Origin of the sequence: Erwinia sp. PsM31, from assembly GCF_030433775.1 — a bacterium.
Classification (GTDB): Bacteria; Pseudomonadota; Gammaproteobacteria; order Enterobacterales; family Enterobacteriaceae; genus Erwinia; species Erwinia aeris.
The window spans coordinates 152,550-176,033 of the sequence record NZ_JARUWZ010000005.1; the positions used below are offsets into that span (position 1 = coordinate 152,550).

A 23,484-nucleotide genomic window follows, 5' to 3' on the forward strand; every position below is an offset into this window, starting at 1 on the left:
ATAATCCTCGGGCGCACCGGATTTGCGTTGCGGCCGCAAAAACTTAACGGCAAAACGTGCGCCTGCCCTGCATCCCTCAGCCTGTCTATTGCTCGACCTTTTGGGCGGCAACGCTTTGCCGGACGTTGCGCCTGGCTATCCATGAGGTAAATAACGGGGTAAGGATGGCCGTGGTGATCACAGAAGCGGCAATCAGCGGCGTAGCGGCGGAAGCCACGTGCAGAAGAGAAGGATCGGCTTGCGCAATCGCCAGCGGGGTGGCAACCGCGTTCCCCGCCGTACTGGAGGCCGCGGCGCCTGCTATTCCCGTTCCGCCAACGAGGCGATCGATACGAACGTTAAAAAAGCCGCCGAAAAAGGTGGTCAGCAGGCCCAGCGCGACCCCAGCCAGGCCGCCTTCAATCAGAATCGCCAGATCGATCCCCGTGCCCAGCGCAAAAGCGAAGAAGGGGATCAGCAGCGGCCCGCCAGCGGTAAGAAACTGCCGCATATCGGCATCAAGATTCCCCAGCATCATGCCGACCAGTAGCGGCACGATCACGGCAACCAGCGCCATCAGCGGGACGGAAGCCATACCGGCCGCGCCCAACGCAATCAGCGTGAAAAAGGGACCATCGCTCAACGTCATCAGCGGGATCGCGCCGATATCGCTTTCGCTGCCAAACTCCCCGACCAGCGCCGCATAGAGGCCGCCGTTGGCATTGCTCATCGCGGCAATAATCGCTACGCTGCTCAGCCCCCAAACGCCTTCCGCCCCCATGAACTTATCGACAGCAAACCCAAGCGCCACCGCGACGAGCAGCTTAACTAACGTAATGCTGCCGCCCTGAAGAATGGCGCGAGGCGCCGCGCCAAAACCGATGCCGGCTCCCATGCAGATTAAGAAAGCGCCAATAAGCGGTGCGGCGCCCTGTTTAAACAGGGCCGTGGTGAAGCCGCCGATTTCCAGCAGCTGTGGCGCGAAGGTATTGATGGTGGTTCCGGCAACCAGCGGCACAACCATCATGCCGCCGGGAATTTTCTCAATCATCCTTTTCAGTTTCATTAGCATCCTGCCTCGTTTTAAGGTTATCCCCCCGTTTGATTCTAATGAATCAAAAGTGAATAAAAACGATCACGATCGCAGATAAAAGCATCCAGATTGATTAAAAAATGTCAAAGAAGACGGTTCAACGCCCCTGAAGAAAACCGCGATAGGCGACAATCACCGCCAGAAAATCCTCGACGCCGCAGAAGCACAGGCTCTCTTCATCGTAGTAGCTCATGCCCTCTTCCATCTCGTCGCCTTCAATACTGAGCAGATTGGCGCGCACGATCACCTCTTCTTCATCCAGCCAGATCGTATATTCGCGGCCCACGCGCTGCCACTGGCGCTCGCTGCCTTTCACTTCGGCGACGGCGGCCTCTACCTCATCCAGCAGCGCTAAATTGTCCGCTGCCTCTTCATTAAACCAGTGGCCGATAGCTTCATGCCCCATCGACATGCGTACTTTTACCGTGCCGGTAACGTCGCGTAAAAATTCATATTCCATACTGCTTTCCTCTGACCTTACCGGGCTGCGGCCTCAATCTGCCGCCTGCGCCGGCCCGCTCCTGTGAACGGGTTAACCTTTCTATTATCGCAGCATAAGGGCCAAAGAAAAGGAAAGAGAGAAGAAATGAAACAACGATCTCGCAAAAACGGCAGACGTATGATCAACCGCTCGGGCGGCTCTGTCCGGGAACGTAAGATAAACTCGCTATAATGCATATACACTAAACTTCGGGCCGTTCGGCATACAGAAAAGGGCTAAAAACATTGGATTAATTAGCTTCAGTAAAGTAGATCGAGCTGCGAAGGTGGAGAAAGCACCACCAGCTTGCCTGAATTTTCTTTTCGGAAAACGATTTCATATCTGGCATGGCCTATTCCCATAACGTCATTATCCAGATCGGTATAGGCCACTCTGACGGCTTTGTTTTTAGCCCATGCGGGTAAAGCGGTTATCTGGTAGGTAAAATCAACGGTCACCGTGCCATCGTTATGATGATTGAGATCGGTTATCTTACTAACCTTAAAATTACCGTAGCAAAAGTCACCGGACTGGTTGAAAGCTTTTTGGCCGTATGTGGTCAGCCGCCAGTCTATTTTTCCGCCTGTAGTTTTTTTAGTAATCAGACCGGCCTCTTTTAACGCCTCCATTTTTGCATTTATCCAGCTATAGCCCTGCGTATTTGTAACGGCTGGCCAGGTTTTCTCGCCAAGACAAAGTGGCGGCTGGTTATCTAATGCCTGCTGTATCGCCGCTTTATAGTTATTATCATTCACGCCAGCGTTACTGGCATGACAAGATACAGTAAATAACGCTGCCGCCAGCATGATAATTGCTTTCATTTAAACTCATCCATATTAATATTTTTAAGCGCTTCGTCCACGTCGTTGAATTTTTCTTTGGTGATGTAGCTTCCCGCCAGGCTCCATTGAAACGCAGGGACGCCCGGATCGTTTTCCCCTTCCGTTATAACATAGCGATTTATCCTGACCAGGCCTGAGTTCAATACGTCGCTGCCATCATTATCAGTAGCGAATTTTTCAGCGCTAACTACAGAATATCCGTTGTGGTAAACGAGCAATCTGTAATCATATATTTTAACGCCAGAGGCGGAAAGCCTGATATCGGCCCATGTAAAACCGCTGGCCTGCGGGCAGGGAACGCTGTTGTAACCACCCTGCTTATTTTTTATAAAAACATTCATCGTCTGGCTGGGATGAGACGTGTTATTGTCATAATCCGCGATAAACAAAATATCTTTCAGACCATCGGCATTGATATCAATAACGTTCTGCCCGCTGTGTAAAGAAACGTATTCAGCCTGAGCGCTGGCGAATCCTGAAAAAAGCAGACCCATCAGTAAAAATTTATTTTTCACTGACGGCATTCCTGACCAGGCGAAAACCGATATCAGACATGACGAATTTTGCACTATGCGAGTCACAGCTTGCCAGGGAAGCAGAATGGGCAATATAGCTTCCTCCGCAAAAATAGTGCATGGCAACGCCTGCCGTCTCACTTTTGTCGTTTATCCATTCATAGACGTTACCGCTCATATCATAAATATCCGCATCATTTGGTTTTAACGAACTTACTTTGGCCGTGCCAAATTGCTGACTGTTAAACGGTGGATACCAGGCAACGCTGTCGGCTCTGTCACTGCCAGAAAAACGATTGCCATAGCGACCTTTGGCTACTGCTTTTTCTCCGCCTCGCGCGGCTACCTGCCATTCATTAATATCAGGTAAGCGATAACCGTCTGCGTGGCTGTCCTCATGCAGGTTGTCAGTCTCTTCAACATTATAGACAATAGCTCCTTTGTTCGTCAGATAGACGGGCTGCAAATGCTGTAACACGCTTAACGCATTGGCAAAGACAACGGCATCGCCCCATTCGATATTAGTTACCGGATGCTTTCCCTGTTCGTAATCAGGCTCGCGACAATCTTCATAAATAGCGCCATTGCAGCCGGGGTTAAACAAATAGTTATTATTCTGCCCCCACGCATAGATCTGTTGATAAAGCGCGTAGCTAACCTCGGTTTGCATGATGTAAAAGCTTTTTATTTTTGCATTGGCATGCTGTGCATAGTCGTGTTTGCCAAAAACGTCGCCTACGTAATAATCACCGCCCTTTATTAAAACTTCAGAGATATCGGGTTGAGCAAAAACCTTATAAGAAAAGAAGCATAGAAAGATGATGAGATTTCTTGCCAGGATGTTCATTGAGCCTCGACATATCAGAAGATAGTTACAGGATGTTTTTAAAATCAGTATAGGGACATTCCCACAATAACCGAACTGGTCTTTAAAAGGAAGGTTATGCGCTTACCTGCCCTTCCTGAAAAATAATGAGACGCTGTATCATTTTTTTTGCGTAGTGATTTATCATGCGCTAATTTATAAACAGGCAATGCGTGGTTTGTCGGCATAAGTCAGCTTTAGTTTTCAGCCCACATCTATATTATCTTTTCTTGTTGGACTGCGCTTTTATCCGACGTTATTTTTCCTGAGCGTTTGCCGCTACACTATTTTCCTTTTTAAATGGACGGCAAGGTAGCGGCTTATCTGAAGGGGCACAGAAATGTCTCCTGGCGTTCACTTTTGCCATAGGAGGGTAAGAGTGGTGCTTAGGGATAAAAATGGCGGATGCGTATCATTCCCTGATTTTAAACTGCCTGTACGGCAGTGAACTTTTCTGATTCAGTGGCCAAGCCGCACTCGATTTTCTAAGCTGCCTGTGCGGCAGTGAACCAAGACGGTTATAGGCATGACCTATTTCACCATTTCTAAGCTGCCTGTGCGGCAGTGAACCCCCAGCTCCATCAGTACCGCAATAACCTGGCTTTCTAAGCTGCCTGTACGGCAGTGAACCTCCAGACCATCAAGGGCGCGCAGCTGCTCCATTTCTAAGCTGCCTGTACGGCAGTGAACTTCACGTTTACCCAGGCGCGCATATCATTACATTTCTAAGCTGCCTGTACGGCAGTGAACGATGGTTATTGCTGAAGTTGGTCTGGCATCATTTTCTAAGCTGCCTGTACGGCAGTGAACGACATGCTGATCCGTGGGGTCGTAGTTCTGCATTTCTAAGCTGCCTGTACGGCAGTGAACTATTCGATCACCCAGTACGAGTTAACGATGAATTTCTAAGCTGCCTGTACGGCAGTGAACAGCTCGTTAGCGATTCGGGTATATCCTTCATCTTTCTAAGCTGCCTGTACGGCAGTGAACCGCAAATGTAACTCAGGCATCCCTTGCTGAGCTTTCTAAGCTGCCTGTACGGCAGTGAACAGGCAGGTGGCGGCGGGGCCGCGCCTAAGAGTTTTCTAAGCTGCCTGTACGGCAGTGAACTTGCCGAAGTCCTCGTCGTAGTTGCCCTGGTATTTCTAAGCTGCCTGTACGGCAGTGAACTGTATGCTCTGCTGTGTATTTGTCGCGATAGTTTTCTAAGCTGCCTGTACGGCAGTGAACGCTTTCGAATGGCTTATGTAGAGTCGGGTAAATTTCTAAGCTGCCTGTACGGTAGTGAACGGTTATACCTGATAGCGTCCGTCAGATAGTCTTTTCTAAGCTGCCTGTACGGCAGTGAACGGGCCAGGCGGCAACGTTTCGCTATCCTGTAATTTCTAAGCTGCCTGTACGGCAGTGAACTGATCATCTCGAATTTCTGTTGCACGTGCACTTTTCTAAGCTGCCTGTACGGCAGTGAACGCAGTTTCCTTACTTTTTCAGTAGATATCACTTTTCTAAGCTGCCTGTACGGCAGTGAACCTGGTGCTGGCAAAGCGACCATTACCGTTTCATTTCTAAGCTGCCTGTACGGCAGTGAACGCCATCAGCGTGGCGAATTCTTCCTGCGTGGTGTTTCTAAGCTGCCTGTACGGCAGTGAACAAAATCAGTGTGGGACAGATTTGGGACATTCTTTTCTAAGCTGCCTGTACGGCAGTGAACAGTAGCGTGAATAGTTTAACATCATGTATTGCAGGGAAAATTGACGCATCTCGGGTAAAAACCCTTTTTTTTAGCTCTTTGATAAAAACATTTAAAATCAGACATTTAAAAATAAGCCAAAAAAAAGGGTTTCAAAGAACCTGCCTGATTCCTTCATACGATCCTCTGATTTGCGCCCATAAAAAATCCGGGACTGAAAACAGCCCCGGACTTTTATTTACCGCGAAAGCGCTATTCGGCTCTGAATAACGCTTATTGAGGATTTAAACCGCAGTCTGGAAAATCACGCCGTCGGCTTTCTCCGTATACTGGCTCAGCTGATCGAAGTTCAGATAGCGATAGGTATCCACCGCCGTCTTATCAACCTGCGCCATAAACTGCTGATATTCGTCCGGCGTTGGCAGTTTGCCCAACAGCGAAGCGACCGCAGCCAGCTCTGCTGAAGCCAGATAAACGTTCGCGCCGGTGCCCAGGCGGTTCGGGAAGTTACGGGTTGAGGTGGAAACCACCGTCGCACCGTCCGCCACGCGTGCCTGGTTACCCATGCACAGTGAACAGCCAGGGATTTCGATACGCGCGCCGCTCTTGCCAAAGACGCTGTAGTAACCCTCTTCCGTCAGCTGTGCCGCATCCATCTTGGTTGGCGGAGCCACCCACAGGCGCGTCGGCAGCTGGCCTTTATGACTGTCCAGCAGCTTACCGGCGGCACGGAAGTGACCGATGTTGGTCATACAGGAACCGATAAAGACCTCGTCAATCTTCTCGCCCTGCACGTCCGACAGCAGGCGAGCATCATCCGGATCGTTTGGCGCGCACAGGATTGGCTCTTTGATTTCAGCCAGATCGATTTCGATAACCGCCGCGTATTCCGCATCCGCATCGCCTTCCAGCAGCTGCGGATCCGCCAGCCATTTTTCCATTCCCTGAATACGACGTTCCAGCGTGCGGCGATCGCCGTAGCCTTCCGCAATCATCCACTTCAGCAGCACGATATTGGAGTTGAGGTATTCAATAATAGGATCTTTGCCCAGCTTGATCGTACAGCCAGCCGCAGAACGCTCGGCGGACGCATCGGACAGCTCAAACGCCTGTTCGACTTTCAGATCCGGCAGGCCTTCGATTTCCAGGATGCGGCCGGAGAAGATGTTTTTCTTGCCCTTCTTCTCAACGGTCAGCAGGCCCTGCTTGATGGCATACAGCGGAATGGCGTGAACCAAATCGCGCAGCGTAATGCCCGGCTCCATTTTGCCCTTGAAGCGCACCAGCACGGACTCTGGCATATCCAGAGGCATCACGCCGGTTGCCGCCGCAAACGCCACCAGCCCGGAACCGGCCGGGAAAGAGATGCCGATTGGGAAACGGGTGTGCGAATCGCCGCCTGTTCCTACGGTATCCGGCAGCAGCATACGGTTCAGCCAGCTGTGGATAATGCCGTCGCCCGGACGCAGCGATACGCCGCCACGGTTCATAATAAAGTCCGGCAGCGTGTGGTGCGTAGAGACGTCAACCGGCTTAGGATAGGCTGCCGTGTGGCAGAAAGACTGCATCACCAGATCGGCAGAGAAGCCCAGGCAGGCCAGGTCTTTCAGCTCGTCACGGGTCATTGGGCCGGTGGTGTCCTGCGAACCCACGGAAGTCATTTTTGGCTCGCAGTATGCGCCCGGACGCACACCTTCCGTACCACAGGCGCGGCCAACCATTTTCTGCGCCAGCGAGTAGCCGCGCGTGCTTGCCGCCACGTCTTTCGCCTGACGGAACACGTCGCTTTGCGGCAGGCCCAGCGCTTCACGAGCTTTAGTCGTCAGACCGCGACCGATGATCAGCGGGATACGACCACCCGCACGAACTTCATCGAGCAGAACGTCAGTTTTCAGCGCAAAGTTAGCTAACACTTCGCCCGTCTCGTGGTTACGGACTTCGCCTTTATAAGGATAGATGTCGATAACATCGCCCATATGCAGGTTTTGCACATCCACTTCAATTGGCAGCGCGCCAGCATCTTCCATCGTGTTGAAGAAGATTGGCGCAATGTTGTTACCCAGCACCACGCCGCCGCCTTTTTTGTTCGGCACGTAAGGGATGTCGTCGCCCATAAACCACAGCACCGAGTTGGTGGCGGATTTACGGGAAGAACCGGTGCCGACTACGTCGCCGACATAAGCCAGCGGGAAGCCTTTGGCCTGAAGCGCCTCGATCTGTTTGATCGGGCCAACGGCACCAGGCTGATCCGGCTCGATGCCTTCGCGGGCATTCTTCAACATCGCCAGCGCGTGCAGAGGGATATCCGGGCGTGACCAGGCATCAGGTGCAGGAGAAAGATCGTCGGTATTGGTTTCGCCGGTGACCTTGAACACGGTGACGGTGATTTTTTCCGCCAGCTCCGGACGGGAAAGATACCATTCGGCATCCGCCCATGATTGCAGGATCTGTTTTGCGTGTGGGTTGCCGGCTTTGGCTTTCTCTTCTACATCGTAGAAGCTGTCGAACATCAGCAGCGTGTGGGACAAGGCTTTAGCGGCAATCGGCGCCAGCTTTTCGTCATCCAGCGCGTCAATCAGCGGATGGATGTTGTAGCCGCCCTGCATGGTGCCCAGCAGTTCAATCGCTTTTTCAGGAGTAACCAGAGGAGAGGTCGCTTCGCCTTTGGCGACAGCAGCCAGGAATCCGGCTTTTACATAGGCCGCTTCGTCAACGCCCGGCGGAACTCGATTAATCAACAGATCGGACAGGAATTCTTCTTCACCCGCTGGCGGGTTTTTCAGCAGTTCAACCAGCGCGGCCATTTGGGAAGCATCTAATGGTTTAGGAACGATCCCTTCGGCAGCACGCTCGGCAACGTGCTTACGGTATTCTTCTAGCACGACGTTCTCCTCGCTCACAGTGTAATGACCGGGCGCCTTCAGGCTTATCGCAAATGCTTTGCGCTCTTTTCTGTAGGGTAAGGTGCCCGGTTTCGCGAGGGCCAGCATAGCAGGATTTTGATGCGGTGTTAATCTGTTTACAAAAAAGCAACATCATTAACAGAGTGGATCAGGCACGGATTACGCGATTGAAAAGGCTTTTTAAAGGACTTTTGAAGTCGGTAATTATGCCGGGATACCGCTTTACTCGCACCTTTTGTATTACCCGCGGAACGGTGGATTAACTAATCGTTATGAGTGTTTAGTAAGCGCCAGGGACCAGAGCACGATGTTACTTGGGATGCTGAGCTGCCTGTGCGGCAGTGAACATTGAATGCCCGCTGGGTCATGTTCATCCAGTTTTCTAAGCTACCTGTGCGGCAGTGAACTAACATTTAGAACCATAAAGCAACTATTAACTTTCTAAGCTGCCTGTGCGGCAGTGAACATTTTGATTGCCTGTAATCACCTGAACAAATGCTGTATTGCAGCGCCGAACATGATGAACTTATCTGTTAAAACAGCATGAGTCAGGCAGCTCTGTGTTCGATCATAAAATCGAATTTGACAGCGTCAAAAGGAAAAATAATTTTACCCTCTTCAAGACAGATGATTTCTGCTGTCAGTAAATCCTGTACGTCACGATAAACTGCTTTAAAATCTCGTTTTAACCGGCGCGCCAGCTCCCGAATAGACATTGCCTGCGCACCAGCCATAGTGTGAAGAATGGCAAGCCTGTTGGGCGCCAGCATGACTTTTGCCAGTTGCTCAATCGAACCAAAGCTATGAACAAAAGGTTCGTCAGCTAACCCACCGGACATTGCTGATATAAAATTATTTTTCATCATGCTTCGTGCTTCCGACTCACTGTTTACTCTAACAATCAGTGTTCTCATTCTGCCTCCTAATCATCTGAACATCAGCATCAAACTGCGCAATTAAATCTTCTACATCAGAAAATTGCAGAGGGATTTCCTGACCATTAATGTGCTTGTGATCTCCTTTTCCTGCCTCATTGTCATAGCGTAATACACAGGTTTTCCCAACAACATAAGCACAGCTGTATTTGTATTCGTGAAGGCTTCCCTTAACATTTGGCTTAACCTTCCAGACTTTTATCCTGATAAATGCTTCCTCATCCGGGTAGTCAAACCTGAAAAAACTCACCAGTTCCGATGGCATAGATAAACTCTCCATGTTGGTTACTTATTCAACGCCAATGCACTTTTGATGTCAATCAAGACATCAATAAAATCGACGTATAAAGAATGACCGTCAGTAGATAAGAAAAAGCTGCACCAAATAACCCATTGATTTTAAATCATTTATTTGGAGATAATCGGCAAGGCCATTAGTGATCTGCATACCTGGCTCTGAATATCCACGCGACCAAATTCTATAAAACAACTTTTAACGGACTTTATTTTTCTTTTTAAACTATTGGTGCGAAAGAGAACAAAAAACAAGCAATCTTGTGAGGAGGTTAGCATTTTTAATGCGCTTAAGCGGCAGCAAAAATGTGGCAGTGTTGTACCGGTGCCCGACGACTTTTCTGGTGTCTGTGCGGCAGTGAACCTCGTTCTCAGCGAATGTCAGCCCCCACCGTCTTTCTACGTTGCCTGTATGGCAGTGAACTCAGCTGACTGTGGCAGGTAGTGGTTACGCACTTTCTAAGCTGCCAGTGCGGCAGTGAACGTAAATGGCGCGGCAATCGTCAGGGACGTGTCTTTCTAAGCTGCCTGTGCGGCAGTGAACAGTTAGTAAAAATTAAGTCGCGTTTCGCCAAATTTCTAAGCTGCCTGTGCGGCAGTGAACTACTGGGACCAGACGGCCATGTCCCTGAGTCTTTTCTAAGCTGCCTGTGCGGCAGTGAACAAGAGCCTGAGAACGTTTCAGCTCGACATTGATTTCTAAGCTGCCTGTGCGGCAGTGAACATCCCCCCCAATCTGAACCCTACGCACATCCGTTTCTAAGCTGCCTGTGCGGCAGTGAACAAAAGTAGCCTTGTTTTCTGTACAGACGACGATTTCTAAGCTGCCTGTGCGGCAGTGAACACGATGTTTATGCTATAGCTTATCGGGCAGTGTTTTCTAAGCTGCCTGTGCGGCAGTGAACGTTACGTGTCGGCACCGTGGGGTGCCACATTTTTTCTAAGCTGCCTGTGCGGCAGTGAACTTGATATACAAGATAAAAAAAAGCCGCTCGTTTTCTAAGCTGCCTGTGCGGCAGTGAACGCTGGTTGGGTTGACGCGCAGCACGCCGTTACTTTCTAAGCTGCCTGTGCGGCAGTGAACTTTCTGTCATAGCGCATAGTTTGTTCGATATTTTTCTAAGCTGCCTGTGCGGCAGTGAACCCTTTGAGCTGGTGGCAAGTCGCGGAGCCACTTTTCTAAGCTGCCTGTGCGGCAGTGAACGCGGTATTGGGCCAGCGGTCAAAGCCCTGGGTTTTCTAAGCTGCCTGTGCGGCAGTGAACGGGTATTTAACCTGCCTGCTGGGTATACAATTTTTCTAAGCTGCCTGTGCGGCAGTGAACGGTCATCATCACCTCGCCCTTACGCACCGGTTTCTAAGCTGCCTGTGCGGCAGTGAACGATATTGGCCCCCAGTAACGGTAAATCAGATATTTCTAAGCTGCCTGTGCGGCAGTGAACGCGCCACTGCCGTCTGTAACAGCATAGCGACTTTTCTAAGCTGCCTGTGCGGCAGTGAACAGTTGCCTTTGACCACTTAACTGTTGAAAATAAAATAAATCATCCACTTTTTTCAAAAATACCCTTTTTTCAGCCTGATGAAATAACCATTTAATTTCAATGGGTTATAAACACCATCAAAAAAAGGGTATCAACAGTTAAAACCAGGGGACGGTTGCTACAGCACTCAGGCCATAGCTGCTAAAAGTCCCTTCTGTCGGTTTTTCTCTTAGCGGCCCGTGCTCAAAAAAGAGCAACCATGAATGCCCGTTCGAGCGGCTTTTCATTGATAAAAATGGCAGCCTGCCTCTTTTTTCACTCAGCACGCTAATCTGCTGTTGCGCCTGTTCCTGGGTAAGCCAGCCCTTTTTCACTGAACGCCGCCGTAGTCTTTCCGCGTTACTTTTATACTGTACCCGACGTACGGTACGGTATCGGCAACCTTCGGGTACAGGACGCACCGATTTGCAAAAAATGTACTCCTTGAGGTTGTCATACCAGTCGGTTGCAGCAAGCTTTGTCAGATCGTCTTGCGAGCCATGTAGTCGTAACCGGTTTCCCGGTGTCAGGCCTACCGCTGGGAAACTGATCCCGATACGGCCTTCGCCAACATGGAACAATTTAAGATGCAGCTGAGCAAAAAGCGCCGCCATCAGCACCTGATCCGCTATCTCCGGATCGGGCAGAATAAGGATATCCTGATAATAATTCATACCTCCCCCTACTCGCTTTTCGCACCAAAGACGCCGCCGCGGATCAAGGTGGCAATAACATAGTGCTGCTGCTCTACCGCAGGCGCCTCGCCTTTGGTTACCCAGTTATCAAGCAGCGTATAAAAGTCCATCTTCTGTTTAGGCTGGCGATAAGCCAGGCCTCGACTGGTCACGGATCCATAGGGTTCTACCGCGATCGGCCCCATGTCTGGATCTTCCGCGTGTGGGTACCAGGTATCAATCGTACGTAATGCGTTGCCAATTTTTTGAGAATGCATAGCTGCCGTGCCATCAACCTGGTACAGCAGCTTGCTTTTCTTACTGTTGCTGTCCAGCACCAGTTCCTGAGAAGGATAAACTTCCTGACCGTTGCCTAAGCGGACAAAAGCCTCCACGTTTAACAAAACAAATGACTTTCCGGCCAGACCTTCACTGATAGCATCTGCCAGCTCCGCCAGATCGCCATTCGACTGAGTAAAGCTTCGTATGTTGTAACTATGAGCATTAAATACCCAGTTTTTTTCGCCCTTTTTTACGTGAACCTCTATCGACTCTGCACCGATTCGGTTACGCCACAGAAAACGACCGTTGGCGATATTTTCAGCATAGCGTGCGGCCAGCTCGTTAAAGCCATGCTGCTCTACGTAACCATTGATGACTTTAGTCAGTTCAGCCTGATAAGGCTGATCGTTACAAACCGAAGGCGTAGCCAGATCGCCCAGAATACGCAGCGTAAAAACGACTTTTAGCGTGTCGGTATCCGCTGGCAGTGCAGCAACATCCACACGTTGAAGGTTGGCCTTTTGAATTTCTGCATCCAGCTTTAGCGGATCGCTGACCAGCGCATTTTTCAGGCGGTTGGAAATAGTGCCACGTACCGCTTTTTCCTTGATGACTACAGGCTGCCACGGTTCTTTTTGCTGCCATTTTCCGGCAAACATCATGCCATCAGAGTTCGCTAATTTTTTTTCAAATGCTAATACAGAGGCGGTTTTCAAAGTTGCTTTAGCCATTTTCAATTTCCTTATCAGTTATTCGTCGTTAAATTCATCTTCAACATCGTCGTAAATCGTCTGGCTTACAGCCTGACTGCTGCGGCACAGGTAATACCCGTTTTCATATGCGTGCCGCCATATCAGCTCATCAAGCCGGGCAACGCGATGCAGGCTGCGCCACTCTCCCACGCCGTATACGGATTCGGCGAAGCAGAAAGGCGTGTCGTTATCACGTGAATTGGCGACCTGACCAGGTGCCAATACGGGCGAAATAGCGCGATAGCCTGTCATTAACGGCACCAAAAAACCGCCAGCCGGTTTGGGTTGATATTCCCAGCGAGCTTTGTCTCCTGGCTGCGGATCTTCGGTTTCCGCTACGGCGCGCATCTTCAGGCTGGCAAAGTCAAGCCAGGCATCCAGCATGTCCGCCGTCGGGTTGCTCTGCTGAAGCTGAGAAAAATGCTCCGCCAGTAACGACGAGCGATCCAACAGCGCAAAACCAGGCAATAAACGACGCAGAATTTTACGCGTTGCCTGTTCTTCTTCCGGCCAGCCAATAACGTTAACCCGTTCAAGCTGTACAACATTGCCACCAGCCAGCCTCTGTACCTGACAGAGCTGTTCAAGGTGCCGCGCCAACTCGGCCGCGCCATGTTCACCGCCCGCAATACTGCCTTCGCACTGCAACAACAGCGAGACGGTCAGATGCATACGGCCTTCTTCGTTAAAAGAAGCTGTTTTCGCCTCTTTGGTTAACGGATTGCGCGTCAGAGCAAATACGTGGTCGTAACCGGAAGAGTGCGCATGAACTTGCTGCTGATGGCAAATGACGCCGCAGCCGCTCAGGCTTATCCCATGGCTTTTCTCCAGTTTGCGCGACAAAGCGTGAGTAAATCCCAGGAAATGAGTTATGGCGGGAAAACCCCAGGTGAATCCGGCAATGGCATTGGCATTTTCCACACGCAAACGGCGCAAAATAATCAGATGGCTCATAGCAGCTCCTCTTTTAAATCCTGTTCCATTTCACGCAGGCGCTTTTTAAATAGTGCTGCCGTTGAAAAATAGCGCCGTTCCACTTCGCCCATATTCAGAGGATTAACGCTAAGCTGACGGCTCAGCCAGTAGCCGAAATCTCGCGCGACCTCTTTTTGCCAGTCGCCCGCTTCCCGCTCAAAACGAAAATGTTCGTCAGCTTTACTGCGCAAAGGATCAAGCCATAGCTGCTGCGATCGTTTTAGCTCACAGTTTGTATCTTTACTCCAGTTGGCGAATTCAGGCTGCTGAATACCGGTTACGTAGTTAAATAAAATATCGATAATTTCATCGACATAGCTCAGGCGCTGCTGGCGAATTTCCTCATTATTTTGTTTCGTATAGCCGCTTAATAGATGGCGCTTAAGGCCAGCCACGCTTGCACGTGCTAACCAGGCAAACTCACTGCGAAAATGGAAAATGGTTTTATGTTGCAGAGGTGGTTTATTAATGGATTGCCAGACTGGCGCGGCGCTGGATAAGAGCCGGACTCTGCCACCGCGAGCACTGTTAAGGTAAGAGATATTCTGCGGCTTGGTACCGCCAAACTTTTGCAAGGCAGTTTGAAGATAAGTGGTCCTGGGCTGGCTATGCCAGGTTCCGGCTTTAACTGCGGCATTGATCTCTTTGGCCTCTTCGCTAAAACGCGATGTAGTAAGGCGTTCATGTAACGCATGGGCTAATGAGGTAGCAAACAGCGGACTGATAAGGTGGTAGTGGCCGTCGCCGATTGGGAAGTAGATTTGCTTTGCCAGCTTGTGCGAGGCGGGATTAGCGCTGGTTAGTACCTGCTTAAAGCCAGAAATCCACTCTGCCAGCTGCTGCTCATTTTCGGCCAGCTTAGCCAGGGCTGACGTATCATTACGGATCAGGCTGGCAATCAGCGAATCGCCCTGATATTCAGTTTGCAGCAGTTTGGCAATGTCAAGGGAGGCTGCGTTCCCGACAGCATCGAGTAATGGATTTTTTAATGAGCCTGAAGAGAGATAATCGGGGCTTTTATCGCCAGAGGTTTGATAAATACTGCTGCCTTTAGCGTCACTATGGGTGAATTTTAGTGCATGAGTTATCAGGCTAATCTGGCTCGCTCGCCTTGCCGCATCGCTTAGCCAATTGCGTACTTCATACTTTTCATCCAGCTCCGCGTACTGGCGCGCATAATCGTTTTTGATAGCCGCCTGCTTCGCTGGCGAACCTGCGCCAGCCAACGCTTTTACCTCTTCCTTTTCCAGCGCTTCGCGCTTTGGCTGTTTGCGCTCGGCTATATATTGAATAATAAATGATGTAAGTCCTTTTTCTGGCATCCTTTGCCTCCTGTGGGAAAATTACCTGTCAACAAAAACAGAAAAAATGAGAAGTAAATTGATTTATCTGAGCCCTGACCATCAAATACATTTAAAATTCCAATGCGAGATTTTGATGAGACTATGCAAGCCGCGCTTAAAGAAAAGATGCTTAGTGCCATTAACAAAATCACTAATAAAAGACATTTTCTTCTTTGAAACCCCGCAGCATCATTGAGTCGGTAAAACCTCATGGCTACCACCTAAGTATCTTTATACAAATCTTCTTAATTTTTATAAAAAACATTATTACTATCATCAATCGAGCAGTAAAGAATTTATAAAAACTTTAAGACTGAAACGTTTCTTCTTGTTTAAATCTGGCGCCACCAACTGAATATCAAAGCAATAAGTTACCTGAAAATTAAATATATTTGTATAGTGAACTTAAGGCGCTATTATTATCAGCCTGCCGTGCAGGCAGCTTAGAAATAAGTTTCTTTCTCTTAAAGTAATACCCTTCTTTCCTGCCGTACAGGCAGCGGCGCACTCAGTCGAGTGCGCCAAACACGCCCAATAACGGGTGAAAATGCCACGCCTCTTCTTTTTTATCTAACCGTATCTCGCCAAACCTTTCGCTCACCTCCACCAGCTCCATACCCAACTCGTCGGCCAGTCTCGTATAAATCTGCTGATAGTCCGGCGCTATCCATATCGCCACGCCCTCTGCCAGTTCCGGTATTGCCACATATTCCATCGCGCTGGCTTTCCGCCCGACGATGCCGTCATCCGGCTGCCAGAAACGGCCTGCATCGTCATCTTCTTCAAGCAGCAGATAGTGCATTTCATCCGGTGATGATTGCCGGAAAGGGCATCGCTTCTGCATCTCTCCACACCAGCTGACGGGCTTACGCCACCACAGCGCCGCGCAATATTTATCCGGCTCGCGTTTTCTTCCCAACAGTTCTGTACGCAGCCTGGCATGCTCCAAATCAACAAAATGCGTAAAAGGCCCGTACGTTTGCATATTGTCAGGCTCCTGCACGCGTGGTCTGGCATCAATCACAAAATTTTCTTTCTCGTGTAATAAATCGTGCAGATCGTGACTGGCATACTGAAACTCGCCATCTTCAAATCCGGGACGGTTATAGGCGGCTTTATCCGGGAAGCGCAAGGCCCGATAATTTTTACGCAGTAAACAGATATTAGGTTCTGCAGGCACCCACTGCCGATGGCGCTGTACGCGGCCCGCCAGCTGGATAAGCGCACGCATTGAACTGGGTTCCGCAATGGCATAATCAAAATCAAAATCTCTTCCGACTTCAATGACGGGGCTGGCCAGCACCACAAACAGATGATCCCGCGCTGCGCTGTTTTCCAGCGCCTGCTTAATTTCTGCAACCTGCCACAGCGCCTGCTCATCGTGACGCGTCAATGCCACTTCCAGTCGGCTTTCTATATAAGATCGCATCGCTAAGGGATGCCTGCTGTGATAGATGCAGTAGTGGATTTGCGTATTTTCCGGTGCAGGCATAGTCAGCAAACGCTGCGCCACCGCTACCAACGGATCGATATTCGCCATGCGAATAACACCCAGCGAAACGCGCTTTCCACCGGGTTTATGCTGCTGATGATGTACAGAATGTAGCTGCTGCATGGCGTTATAAAACGTTGTTGCCAGCGCCGCCAGCACGTCGCTTTCTTTAAGGCTTACAGGGGTAATATCCAGCAGCGCGCCTTTCCTCAGCACCTCGGCATGTTGTAACTTAATAACCCGCTTCGCTACAAAAGCATCATGCTGCTGCCGGAAGTCCCTTCCTGAATCAATGTCCTGATGCAAAGCTTCATATTCATCGAACCACGCACAGCAAACCGCTGGCGCGACCTCGGTGCGTCCGGCATTTTTATGCCATTCGGCGCGACCACAGCGGTAGGCGTTAAACAGCGCCAGCACCAGCGCGGGCGGCAACGTGGCGGAAGAGAGCAGCACGCGTGAGCCAAGCATTCCGGCCCAGTTCACCAGTCGGCAGAGCGCCGACAGATCGTTGATATCAAAATCGTCCGGCTCGTCCAGCACTAAATCAGCCGTAAGCAGCCTTAACATCGGCGCAATCTGCCTGCCGCCCCGCAACCCTTCCGTTGCGGGAATTAGATAATCAATCGTACTAACCAGCACCGGCGCGCTTACTAGCTTGTGCAGTTTACCCTTATTTTGCAGCCAGCGGCTGAGCCGCCCATCATCCAGACTGCCGTCATAACGAACATATTGATGCTCATGAAAAAACGCCCCGGCAGACTGGCTTCCGGCATCCGCTTCTTCTTCATCGCTGGCGCTGTAAAGCTGATGCAAATCTTTTACTGCCTGCGAGCCAACCATCACCGCCAGATCGTCCTCGGCAAGCCGCAGCCTTTCACGCAACGCGTCGCCTGTTTGCAGCGTCAGCGTACGTAACCCTAATGCGACAGAGAAACGACATCCCAACTTTTCGTCGCTTAATGCATACATTATTCGGGCGTTGGCGAATGTCTTTCCGCAACCGGTAGAAGCCATATTCACGCCGAAAAATCCCTGGCTTTCGGTTTGTTCACGCAGCGAAGCAGCCAGATCAAACACGCGATCCTGCCATCTGAACCTTGTGCTTGTCGCCCGCTCGCGAAAAGCCTTATGCCGGGTTATTGCCGGAAGGGTTTTACGTAGATAAGGCAGACTGGTTCCCAGCAATAATGCATTATGTGCAACGGCAAGATTGTGTTCATCCAGCTTTTGTCTGCCTACGCGCGGGTTCCCGGTATTGGCAAACAGCGAATAGTCGGCATCCTGCCAACCAGACGTGGCGGGCAAAGCAGAGTAATGATGATCGGCAAGCATCAACACCAACCGTGCCATATGACAGGTAAAGGCCTGATCCAGCCGGGCAAAACGCAGCAGCGAAGGTTGGGTAAGCGCACGACGACCCATTTTTTGCGCTTTAGCGCGCCAGGTATGGCTTTGGATTGGCGTTCCCTGCGAAAAAAGCCACTGCGCCTTTAACTCTTTGTCCTGCCACTCATGTTTCAAATGATTCAGCGCGTTCCAAATCGGTTCCAGCTGATGCGTCAACCAGCCATCCGCTTCCGCTAGCTGCGGTGGATTACTGCGTCCTGAAGGATAAGTCGGTAACCGGTGATGCGACAGGATAAGCCAGGCTACCGTTGCGGCGACGGGTGGCAGCGTCGCAAAGGGATTAAGGGAGGCCGGATCCTGTATCACTCTGGCCAGCATTTCCGCTTCGTCATTAGCGTCGACAGCGGCTAACGCCTGTAGCCACTGCGAGTCATTACGTTCCCCTACCCAGGCACAAAAAAGCCGTAACGATATCCATTCATGACGATAAGGCTGGAAGTTTTTCCCCTCGCCAAACAGGTTTTGCTGAAAAAGCCGGTTTGCTTTGCCAAAATCATGAAACAGCCCGGCGATAGCAGCTATCAGCCCAATAGCCTGAGCGCTTTGCCATTGATTTTCATCCTGACTTTTCAGCACGTCGCGCTCTGTCGAATGCGTTGGTGCACTACCATCGCGATTGAAGCGTCGCAGGTTGCCGATAATCCATAGCAGCTCGGTCTGGCCAGAAGTTTTAATCCAGTGACAGGCAATAGCACTGTTTCGCCTGGCGGTTTTACGCAGCAGCTTCCGTAGCGTATTAAGCCCTTCCAGCGTGATGGCCGTCTGCCAGGTTCTTTCTCCTTTACGCTCGGCAAATTGATCGATGATGCGTCTGGTTTCTACTAAAGCGCGCTTGCTGCACTGAGAGATAAGTAAGATATTCATCAGACCGCCCGGCCAAAGTATTCAGCAGTTGATTGCAAAGTTTCGATCATCACATCCAGCGCATCGGCTTTTTGCAAACCGCTAATACAGCGCTGGCGAAACTCCTGCTCGTCTTCTCCGGCCATTGCGGAAATAAATGCCTGCGGCAAAATCAGCGCGTCTTTAATCATATCGGCCACATCAAAAACAAGACCGCCGCGTCGTGTTTTGCCATGCATAATCGCCAAGCCATGCGGCAGCCCCGTTACCCAACAGGCCGTGGCGGCAAGTCCGTAGGCCAGATAGTTGCCGTGATCCAGAAAACGATTAGCGATATCAGCGCCGCCGCCGCGTTTTGCACGAGTAAACTCGCCGTATTTCGTCGCCTCGGCGGCCAGCTTATAAAGCGCCTTTGTCAGTACCGCTTCCTGCGCCAGCAAATATTGCACGCTGGTACAGGTAATCAGGCTTTTTTCATAACGTTCCAATAAGGTTTGAAGAACGGGCTGCTGAATAACAAATTTTTCCTGTCTGCTCAGTCGCTCGCTAAGCCAGTGTTTTTGGATTTGTTTAATACGCTCTCGCTGAAAAGCTATTGCCGCCGCTAACCTTTTCTCGTCATCAAACCAGAAGTTCACCCAATGTTGCAGATATTTCGTAGGTCGATATTCACTTTGCGATGTCAGCCAGGAAACGGCGGCCTCAGCTTCATTAGCGGCGTAAAGCGGCGTGCCGTTGCCGCCACAAAAACCAACCAGTACGCCCGCTCTGGCGAATTCACGCATGGCGGCCTGAGTAACAGAAGTGCCGGTGCCAAGCATAATTACCGTGGTATTTGCGATGGGGATATTCCAGTAAAGCGAACGCTTGCCTTCATCTGTCACATATTCCACGCGTCCGCCGTTGACCAACACGCGGCAATATTGCAGGTAATAGATGTTGCTGCGTTTTGAATGAAGAATAGTTTTTAAATCGGAGGGTTTTAAGTGTTCCATACGCATTCCTTGCGTCAGCCTGGCCGTTGATTTCTATCAGGCAAGCAGTGTATTAAATCATCAGAAAAGGTAATGAGAGGTCAGTAGGGTTTTAGCGACAAGTTTAAGGGCGGGAATAGCAGTATGGGGAGGTTTCCAGGCTGCCTGTACGGCAGTGAACTTTTACTGGCGGTGCAAACACCATAGAAAGCATTTCTAAGCTGCCTGTATGGCAGTGAACCCGTGGGTGTGGGTCGTTGAGTTTAAACGCCATTTCTAAGCTGCCTGTACGGCAGTGAACGGCCTGCTTGCCCTTACCACTCTTGACCAGCTTTTTAAGCTGCCTGTACGGCAGTGAACTGGCTTCACCGCTGCGGCAGACGACCCGGTCTTTTCTAAGCTGCCTGTACGGCAGTGAACTCGTGCGGCATTCTTCCCACAGATCCCAGTTATTTCTAAGCTGCCTGTACGGCAGTGAACTTTAGAAACGTATTTAGCGATATAGCTCGTAGTTTCTAAGCTGCCTGTACGGCAGTGAACCGGGCTGCACACCGCAATGTGAAAGTTGCCGTTTTCTAAGCTGCCTGTACGGCAGTGAACGAAGAAGTCGCCGCCCAGCTACGCCAGCCAGATTTCTAAGCTGCCTGTACGGCAGTGAACGTGAATCAGCGGGCTGTATTCCTGAATATGCTTTTCTAAGCTGCCTGTACGGCAGTGAACCCGGTATTCACGCTGGCGAAGTGGTTGCAATATTTCTAAGCTGCCTGTACGGCAGTGAACTTTGAGACGCCGAATTACTTTGTTCAGTATATTTTCTAAGCTGCCTGTACGGCAGTGAACAGCGCATTTGACCGTTCCTCAGCTGTCATGCTTTTCTAAGCTGCCTGTACGGCAGTGAACCTGGTAAATAGTTAACCAGTTTTGCGGCCGGATTTCTAAGCTGCCTGTACGGCAGTAAACGGGTAAATATTTTTGCCGTCTTTCCGGTAAATTTTCTAAGCTGCCTGTACGGCAGTGAACTGCCAGGTCATAAAGGGACGCTGTATCGCTAGTTTCTAAGCTGCCTGTACGGCAGTGAACATGTTAACGGCGTGATTCCACCCAAAGCCGCTTTTCTAAGCTGCCTGTACGGCAGTGAACGAAACAGCACGTCGCGGTATTCTGAGAATTCAGTTTCTAAGCTGCCTGTACGGCAGTGAACCGCGATGAAGATATCTCCCGCGTTGTTAAAAATTTCTAAGCTGCCTGTACGGCAGTGAACTTCTTTATTCCTGCGTTACAAGTTTTCGTGAATTTCTAAGCTGCCTGTACGGCAGTGAACAGTAAGCGATACAGCATAACTTGCTTATCTGAAAAGAATTTTGACCAAACCCCGGTAAAAACCCTCTTTTTCAACACTTAAAAAATAACCTGATAAAACAAACAATTGCATAACCTCTCAAAAAAAGGGTTTCAGTACTTGTCATAAATTCATATGTACCTAGGCTGCCAGCTTTTTAGACAAACCACATTAATACCCGAACATCGCGGTTAGAGTTGTAGGCTTTAAGATTAAGGAGAAAATAACTAAGAGTTACTCTATAACAATAAGCCGGTTCCGATGGTTAAAGACACACTATTCTTTGTAATAATTTCATAAAATAACAACTCATGTAATTCGCATCATAAAGCGAAAAAGACATACATAATGATAGCACTACTGAAAACCGTCACTTCTCAACGTCATAAATAATAACCCCTACCGGGCGGCGCTCATCGTTTTTAAACACCATACGCATAGAAAATTATCTATGCAGAGGTGACATGTCAGTTCCGGACAAAACCAATCTATTTTCCTAAAGTAACTGTAATCGTAAAAATAATTTTGATATCACCTGACATTTAATTATTCTGATTAATGGACGTTTCTCAACAAGGAAGTGTTATGGATAACAGTATTAGTATCGCGATGACGCCTGCACAAATGGCGGCGGTTATGACTGATGAGACAATATCAGAATCCTCGTTCAGTAATCGCGCGTGGGGTGGCATAGAATTTCTCGGTGGGATACTGGAGTTAGCAAGCGCTACAGCTTTATGTCTCGTGCCGGAACCTACCGGACTAACAAAAGCAGGCTGCATAATTGTCGGTACTCACGGCATGGATACAGTCAGCTCAGCGGCCTATCAAGTCTACACAGGTAAGCAAACGGCATCAATAACAGCCCGTGCAACGGCGGGTATCGCCAGAGAAATGGGACTAGATGATCAAACAGCTGAGCAGATAGGTATCGCGGTAGATGTCATCATCCCATTCTCAATTGCCGGTGCTGCACGTGTAGCTTCTGTCAGAATGGGGCAAATTAATTTAATGGAACATGAGGCTGTTAAGGGTATCGCCGGTGGCGGCCATACTATTAAAAAGCATATTTGTAAAAGCGAATCAGAATTGATTGATAAGATCAAAAGAGGGCTACAATCAGGCACGTTTAAAGCCAGCGGGGCTGCAAGCTCATTCACTTCTTTAAAAATTGCGGAAAAATCCATTAGTAAAGCAATGAAGGCTAACGCATGGAAAATCAGAAGGTGGGCCAGAAGCACTCCAGCCGATCACTCCAGGTCATTCCTTGAGTTTGATTATGCTTATCCATCCAGTATTGGTATCGTTGTTAAAGCTTCAACTTTAAAAGCTACTAAAACAAACCTGTTCACTGTCGTGCTTCAGAAAAAACCTTATAATGGCAAACCATTTTATGTGCTTACTGCCTATCCGAGGATTAAATAAAATGAAAAATTACGAAAACATAAGAACTTATTTTTCTGTCTTTCTGGGTAACGATGCGGATGCGTATGGAGATAGTTACCCTGAGATCGTAGATTCATCAATTGAGTGTTTTGGCGGGATTGATGAAAATCTTATCAACGAAATAGATCTGTTTCTCGCTGATTTTCCCACTAACGAACTTGCCGCATCTGAATTAAATAAAATTACGGAAAACCGAATAGGTGATTGCGCTGAATATCTGCCTGATCTTATCGCGTTTCTTTCCTGGCTTTCTGCGTATATGAAGCAGAAGCGGGATGAAGGCAAGTTTTGAAGTAAGAAACCCACTATCACGTGGGTTTTCTGCTTTGTTGATTTGCTGTACTGATAGAATTCACTTTCAGCGTTTTCTGGCCACCTGTACGGCAGTGAACCTGTCATCTCGGTGTGCCGCAATCACATTCAATTTCCAGGCTGCTTGCACGGCAGTGAACTACTCATGGCGAGCTGTGGGTGCTTATAATGCTTTCTAAGCTGCCTGTACGGCAGTGAACTCCGGTGGGCATACGAGCGGGGAATGGTTAAATTTCTAAGCTGCCTGTACGGCAGTGAACAAAATAATCCGGCACAACGAACCGCTGCGGCTTTTCTAAGCTGCCTGTACGGCAGTGAACGAGCAGGGCGCAACAGGCTGCGTGGAAATTGTTTTCTAAGCTGCCTGTACGGCAGTGAACAGCACGATCACCACGCTTTTTTATGAGCAATTTTTCTAAGCTGCTTGTACGGCAGTGAACTTTGGCTTCAGTTGAAGCGTAATTCCGTCAGCTTTCTAAGCTGCCTTTACGGCAGTGAACAGTACCAGCAGAATGGCTCTTTGAT

General features: G+C 49.6%; 16 protein-coding genes and 4 CRISPR repeat arrays (1 of these 20 cut by a window edge). Of the genes, 2 read left to right on the plus strand and 14 right to left on the minus strand.

What is annotated here, in order from left to right; genetic code table 11:
- Positions 1-85 precede the first annotated feature (85 nt).
- From QCD69_RS06380 to cas1f, 14 genes are all read right to left on the minus strand, one after another.
- Positions 86-1,045: a 2-keto-3-deoxygluconate permease gene (locus tag QCD69_RS06380; protein ID WP_301251422.1), complete on the minus strand. Its 960-nt coding sequence runs from the start codon at positions 1,043-1,045 to the stop codon at positions 86-88.
- 124 nt (positions 1,046-1,169) lie between these two features.
- A complete protein-coding gene (gene yacL / locus QCD69_RS06385; RefSeq protein WP_301251423.1) occupies positions 1,170-1,532 on the minus strand; it encodes a protein YacL in 363 nt (120 codons plus the stop codon).
- A gap of 281 nt (positions 1,533-1,813) precedes the next feature.
- The gene (locus QCD69_RS06390; RefSeq protein WP_253455253.1) at positions 1,814-2,374 is read right to left on the minus strand and encodes a CpmK protein; all 561 of its coding nucleotides are present in this window, start codon (positions 2,372-2,374) and stop codon (positions 1,814-1,816) included.
- Complete coding sequence (locus QCD69_RS06395; protein WP_253455254.1) at positions 2,371-2,910, minus strand: carbapenem self-resistance protein CarG family protein; 540 nt, start codon at positions 2,908-2,910, stop codon at positions 2,371-2,373. The genes QCD69_RS06390 and QCD69_RS06395 overlap by 4 nt, the downstream gene beginning before the upstream one ends.
- A complete protein-coding gene (locus QCD69_RS06400) occupies positions 2,900-3,757 on the minus strand; it encodes an SUMF1/EgtB/PvdO family nonheme iron enzyme (protein ID WP_301251425.1) in 858 nt (285 codons plus the stop codon). The genes QCD69_RS06395 and QCD69_RS06400 overlap by 11 nt, the downstream gene beginning before the upstream one ends.
- Positions 3,758-4,197: 440 nt before the next feature.
- A CRISPR array of direct repeats spans positions 4,198-5,486; the repeat unit is 28 nt; unit sequence TTTCTAAGCTGCCTGTACGGCAGTGAAC.
- A 263-nt stretch (positions 5,487-5,749) separates the two neighbouring features.
- Positions 5,750-8,347, minus strand: coding sequence for a bifunctional aconitate hydratase 2/2-methylisocitrate dehydratase (acnB, locus tag QCD69_RS06405; RefSeq protein WP_253455256.1), 2,598 nt, complete (start codon positions 8,345-8,347; stop codon positions 5,750-5,752).
- A 569-nt stretch (positions 8,348-8,916) separates the two neighbouring features.
- Positions 8,917-9,282 (minus strand): HVO_A0114 family putative DNA-binding protein, encoded by a 366-nt coding sequence (locus QCD69_RS06410; protein ID WP_301251426.1) that lies wholly within the window; start codon positions 9,280-9,282, stop codon positions 8,917-8,919.
- On the minus strand, positions 9,263-9,568 hold the full coding sequence (locus QCD69_RS06415; RefSeq protein WP_301251428.1) for a toxin-antitoxin system TumE family protein: 306 nt from the start codon (positions 9,566-9,568) through the stop codon (positions 9,263-9,265). Before QCD69_RS06415 ends, QCD69_RS06410 begins: the two co-directional genes overlap by 20 nt.
- Before the next feature lie 425 nt (positions 9,569-9,993).
- Positions 9,994-11,099: a CRISPR direct-repeat array (repeat unit 28 nt; unit sequence TTTCTAAGCTGCCTGTGCGGCAGTGAAC).
- A gap of 137 nt (positions 11,100-11,236) precedes the next feature.
- On the minus strand, positions 11,237-11,791 hold the full coding sequence (gene cas6f / locus QCD69_RS06420; protein ID WP_301251430.1) for a type I-F CRISPR-associated endoribonuclease Cas6/Csy4: 555 nt from the start codon (positions 11,789-11,791) through the stop codon (positions 11,237-11,239).
- Between the two features lie 8 nt (positions 11,792-11,799).
- Positions 11,800-12,804 (minus strand): type I-F CRISPR-associated protein Csy3, encoded by a 1,005-nt coding sequence (csy3, locus tag QCD69_RS06425; RefSeq protein ID WP_301251432.1) that lies wholly within the window; start codon positions 12,802-12,804, stop codon positions 11,800-11,802.
- A gap of 18 nt (positions 12,805-12,822) precedes the next feature.
- The gene (gene csy2 / locus QCD69_RS06430; protein ID WP_301251433.1) at positions 12,823-13,779 is read right to left on the minus strand and encodes a type I-F CRISPR-associated protein Csy2; all 957 of its coding nucleotides are present in this window, start codon (positions 13,777-13,779) and stop codon (positions 12,823-12,825) included.
- A complete protein-coding gene (gene csy1, locus QCD69_RS06435) occupies positions 13,776-15,122 on the minus strand; it encodes a type I-F CRISPR-associated protein Csy1 (RefSeq protein ID WP_301251434.1) in 1,347 nt (448 codons plus the stop codon). Before csy1 ends, csy2 begins: the two co-directional genes overlap by 4 nt.
- 529 nt (positions 15,123-15,651) lie before the next feature.
- Positions 15,652-18,909 (minus strand): type I-F CRISPR-associated helicase Cas3f, encoded by a 3,258-nt coding sequence (cas3f, locus tag QCD69_RS06440; protein ID WP_301251435.1) that lies wholly within the window; start codon positions 18,907-18,909, stop codon positions 15,652-15,654.
- Positions 18,909-19,883, minus strand: a complete 975-nt coding sequence (gene cas1f / locus QCD69_RS06445; RefSeq protein WP_301251437.1) for a type I-F CRISPR-associated endonuclease Cas1f — start codon at positions 19,881-19,883, stop codon at positions 18,909-18,911. Before cas1f ends, cas3f begins: the two co-directional genes overlap by 1 nt.
- A gap of 132 nt (positions 19,884-20,015) precedes the next feature.
- Positions 20,016-21,183: a CRISPR direct-repeat array (repeat unit 28 nt; unit sequence TTTCTAAGCTGCCTGTACGGCAGTGAAC).
- 603 nt (positions 21,184-21,786) lie between these two features.
- Here cas1f and QCD69_RS06450 point away from each other — a divergent pair.
- Positions 21,787-22,626: an RNase A-like domain-containing protein gene (locus QCD69_RS06450; RefSeq protein ID WP_301251438.1), complete on the plus strand. Its 840-nt coding sequence runs from the start codon at positions 21,787-21,789 to the stop codon at positions 22,624-22,626.
- A 1-nt stretch (position 22,627) separates the two neighbouring features.
- Positions 22,628-22,939 carry a hypothetical protein gene (locus QCD69_RS06455; RefSeq protein WP_301251439.1) on the plus strand — a complete coding sequence of 104 codons (312 nt, stop codon included), beginning with the start codon at positions 22,628-22,630 and terminating at the stop codon, positions 22,937-22,939.
- Between the two features lie 132 nt (positions 22,940-23,071).
- A CRISPR array of direct repeats spans positions 23,072-23,484; the repeat unit is 28 nt; unit sequence TTTCTAAGCTGCCTGTACGGCAGTGAAC (it continues 157 nt past the right edge of the window).

Coding starts and splice junctions, on each gene's coding strand:
- QCD69_RS06415 (WP_301251428.1), bottom strand. CDS start 9,568: ATGCCATCGGAACTGGTGAGTTTTTTCAGGTTTGACTACCCGGATGAG.
- csy3 (WP_301251432.1), bottom strand. CDS start 12,804: ATGGCTAAAGCAACTTTGAAAACCGCCTCTGTATTAGCATTTGAAAAA.
- cas1f (WP_301251437.1), bottom strand. CDS start 19,883: ATGGAACACTTAAAACCCTCCGATTTAAAAACTATTCTTCATTCAAAA.
- QCD69_RS06390 (WP_253455253.1), bottom strand. CDS start 2,374: ATGAAAGCAATTATCATGCTGGCGGCAGCGTTATTTACTGTATCTTGT.
- cas3f (WP_301251435.1), bottom strand. CDS start 18,909: ATGAATATCTTACTTATCTCTCAGTGCAGCAAGCGCGCTTTAGTAGAA.
- QCD69_RS06450 (WP_301251438.1), top strand. CDS start 21,787: ATGGATAACAGTATTAGTATCGCGATGACGCCTGCACAAATGGCGGCG.
- csy2 (WP_301251433.1), bottom strand. CDS start 13,779: ATGAGCCATCTGATTATTTTGCGCCGTTTGCGTGTGGAAAATGCCAAT.
- QCD69_RS06455 (WP_301251439.1), top strand. CDS start 22,628: ATGAAAAATTACGAAAACATAAGAACTTATTTTTCTGTCTTTCTGGGT.
- yacL (WP_301251423.1), bottom strand. CDS start 1,532: ATGGAATATGAATTTTTACGCGACGTTACCGGCACGGTAAAAGTACGC.
- cas6f (WP_301251430.1), bottom strand. CDS start 11,791: ATGAATTATTATCAGGATATCCTTATTCTGCCCGATCCGGAGATAGCG.
- QCD69_RS06380 (WP_301251422.1), bottom strand. CDS start 1,045: ATGAAACTGAAAAGGATGATTGAGAAAATTCCCGGCGGCATGATGGTT.
- QCD69_RS06410 (WP_301251426.1), bottom strand. CDS start 9,282: ATGAGAACACTGATTGTTAGAGTAAACAGTGAGTCGGAAGCACGAAGC.
- csy1 (WP_301251434.1), bottom strand. CDS start 15,122: ATGCCAGAAAAAGGACTTACATCATTTATTATTCAATATATAGCCGAG.
- QCD69_RS06400 (WP_301251425.1), bottom strand. CDS start 3,757: ATGAACATCCTGGCAAGAAATCTCATCATCTTTCTATGCTTCTTTTCT.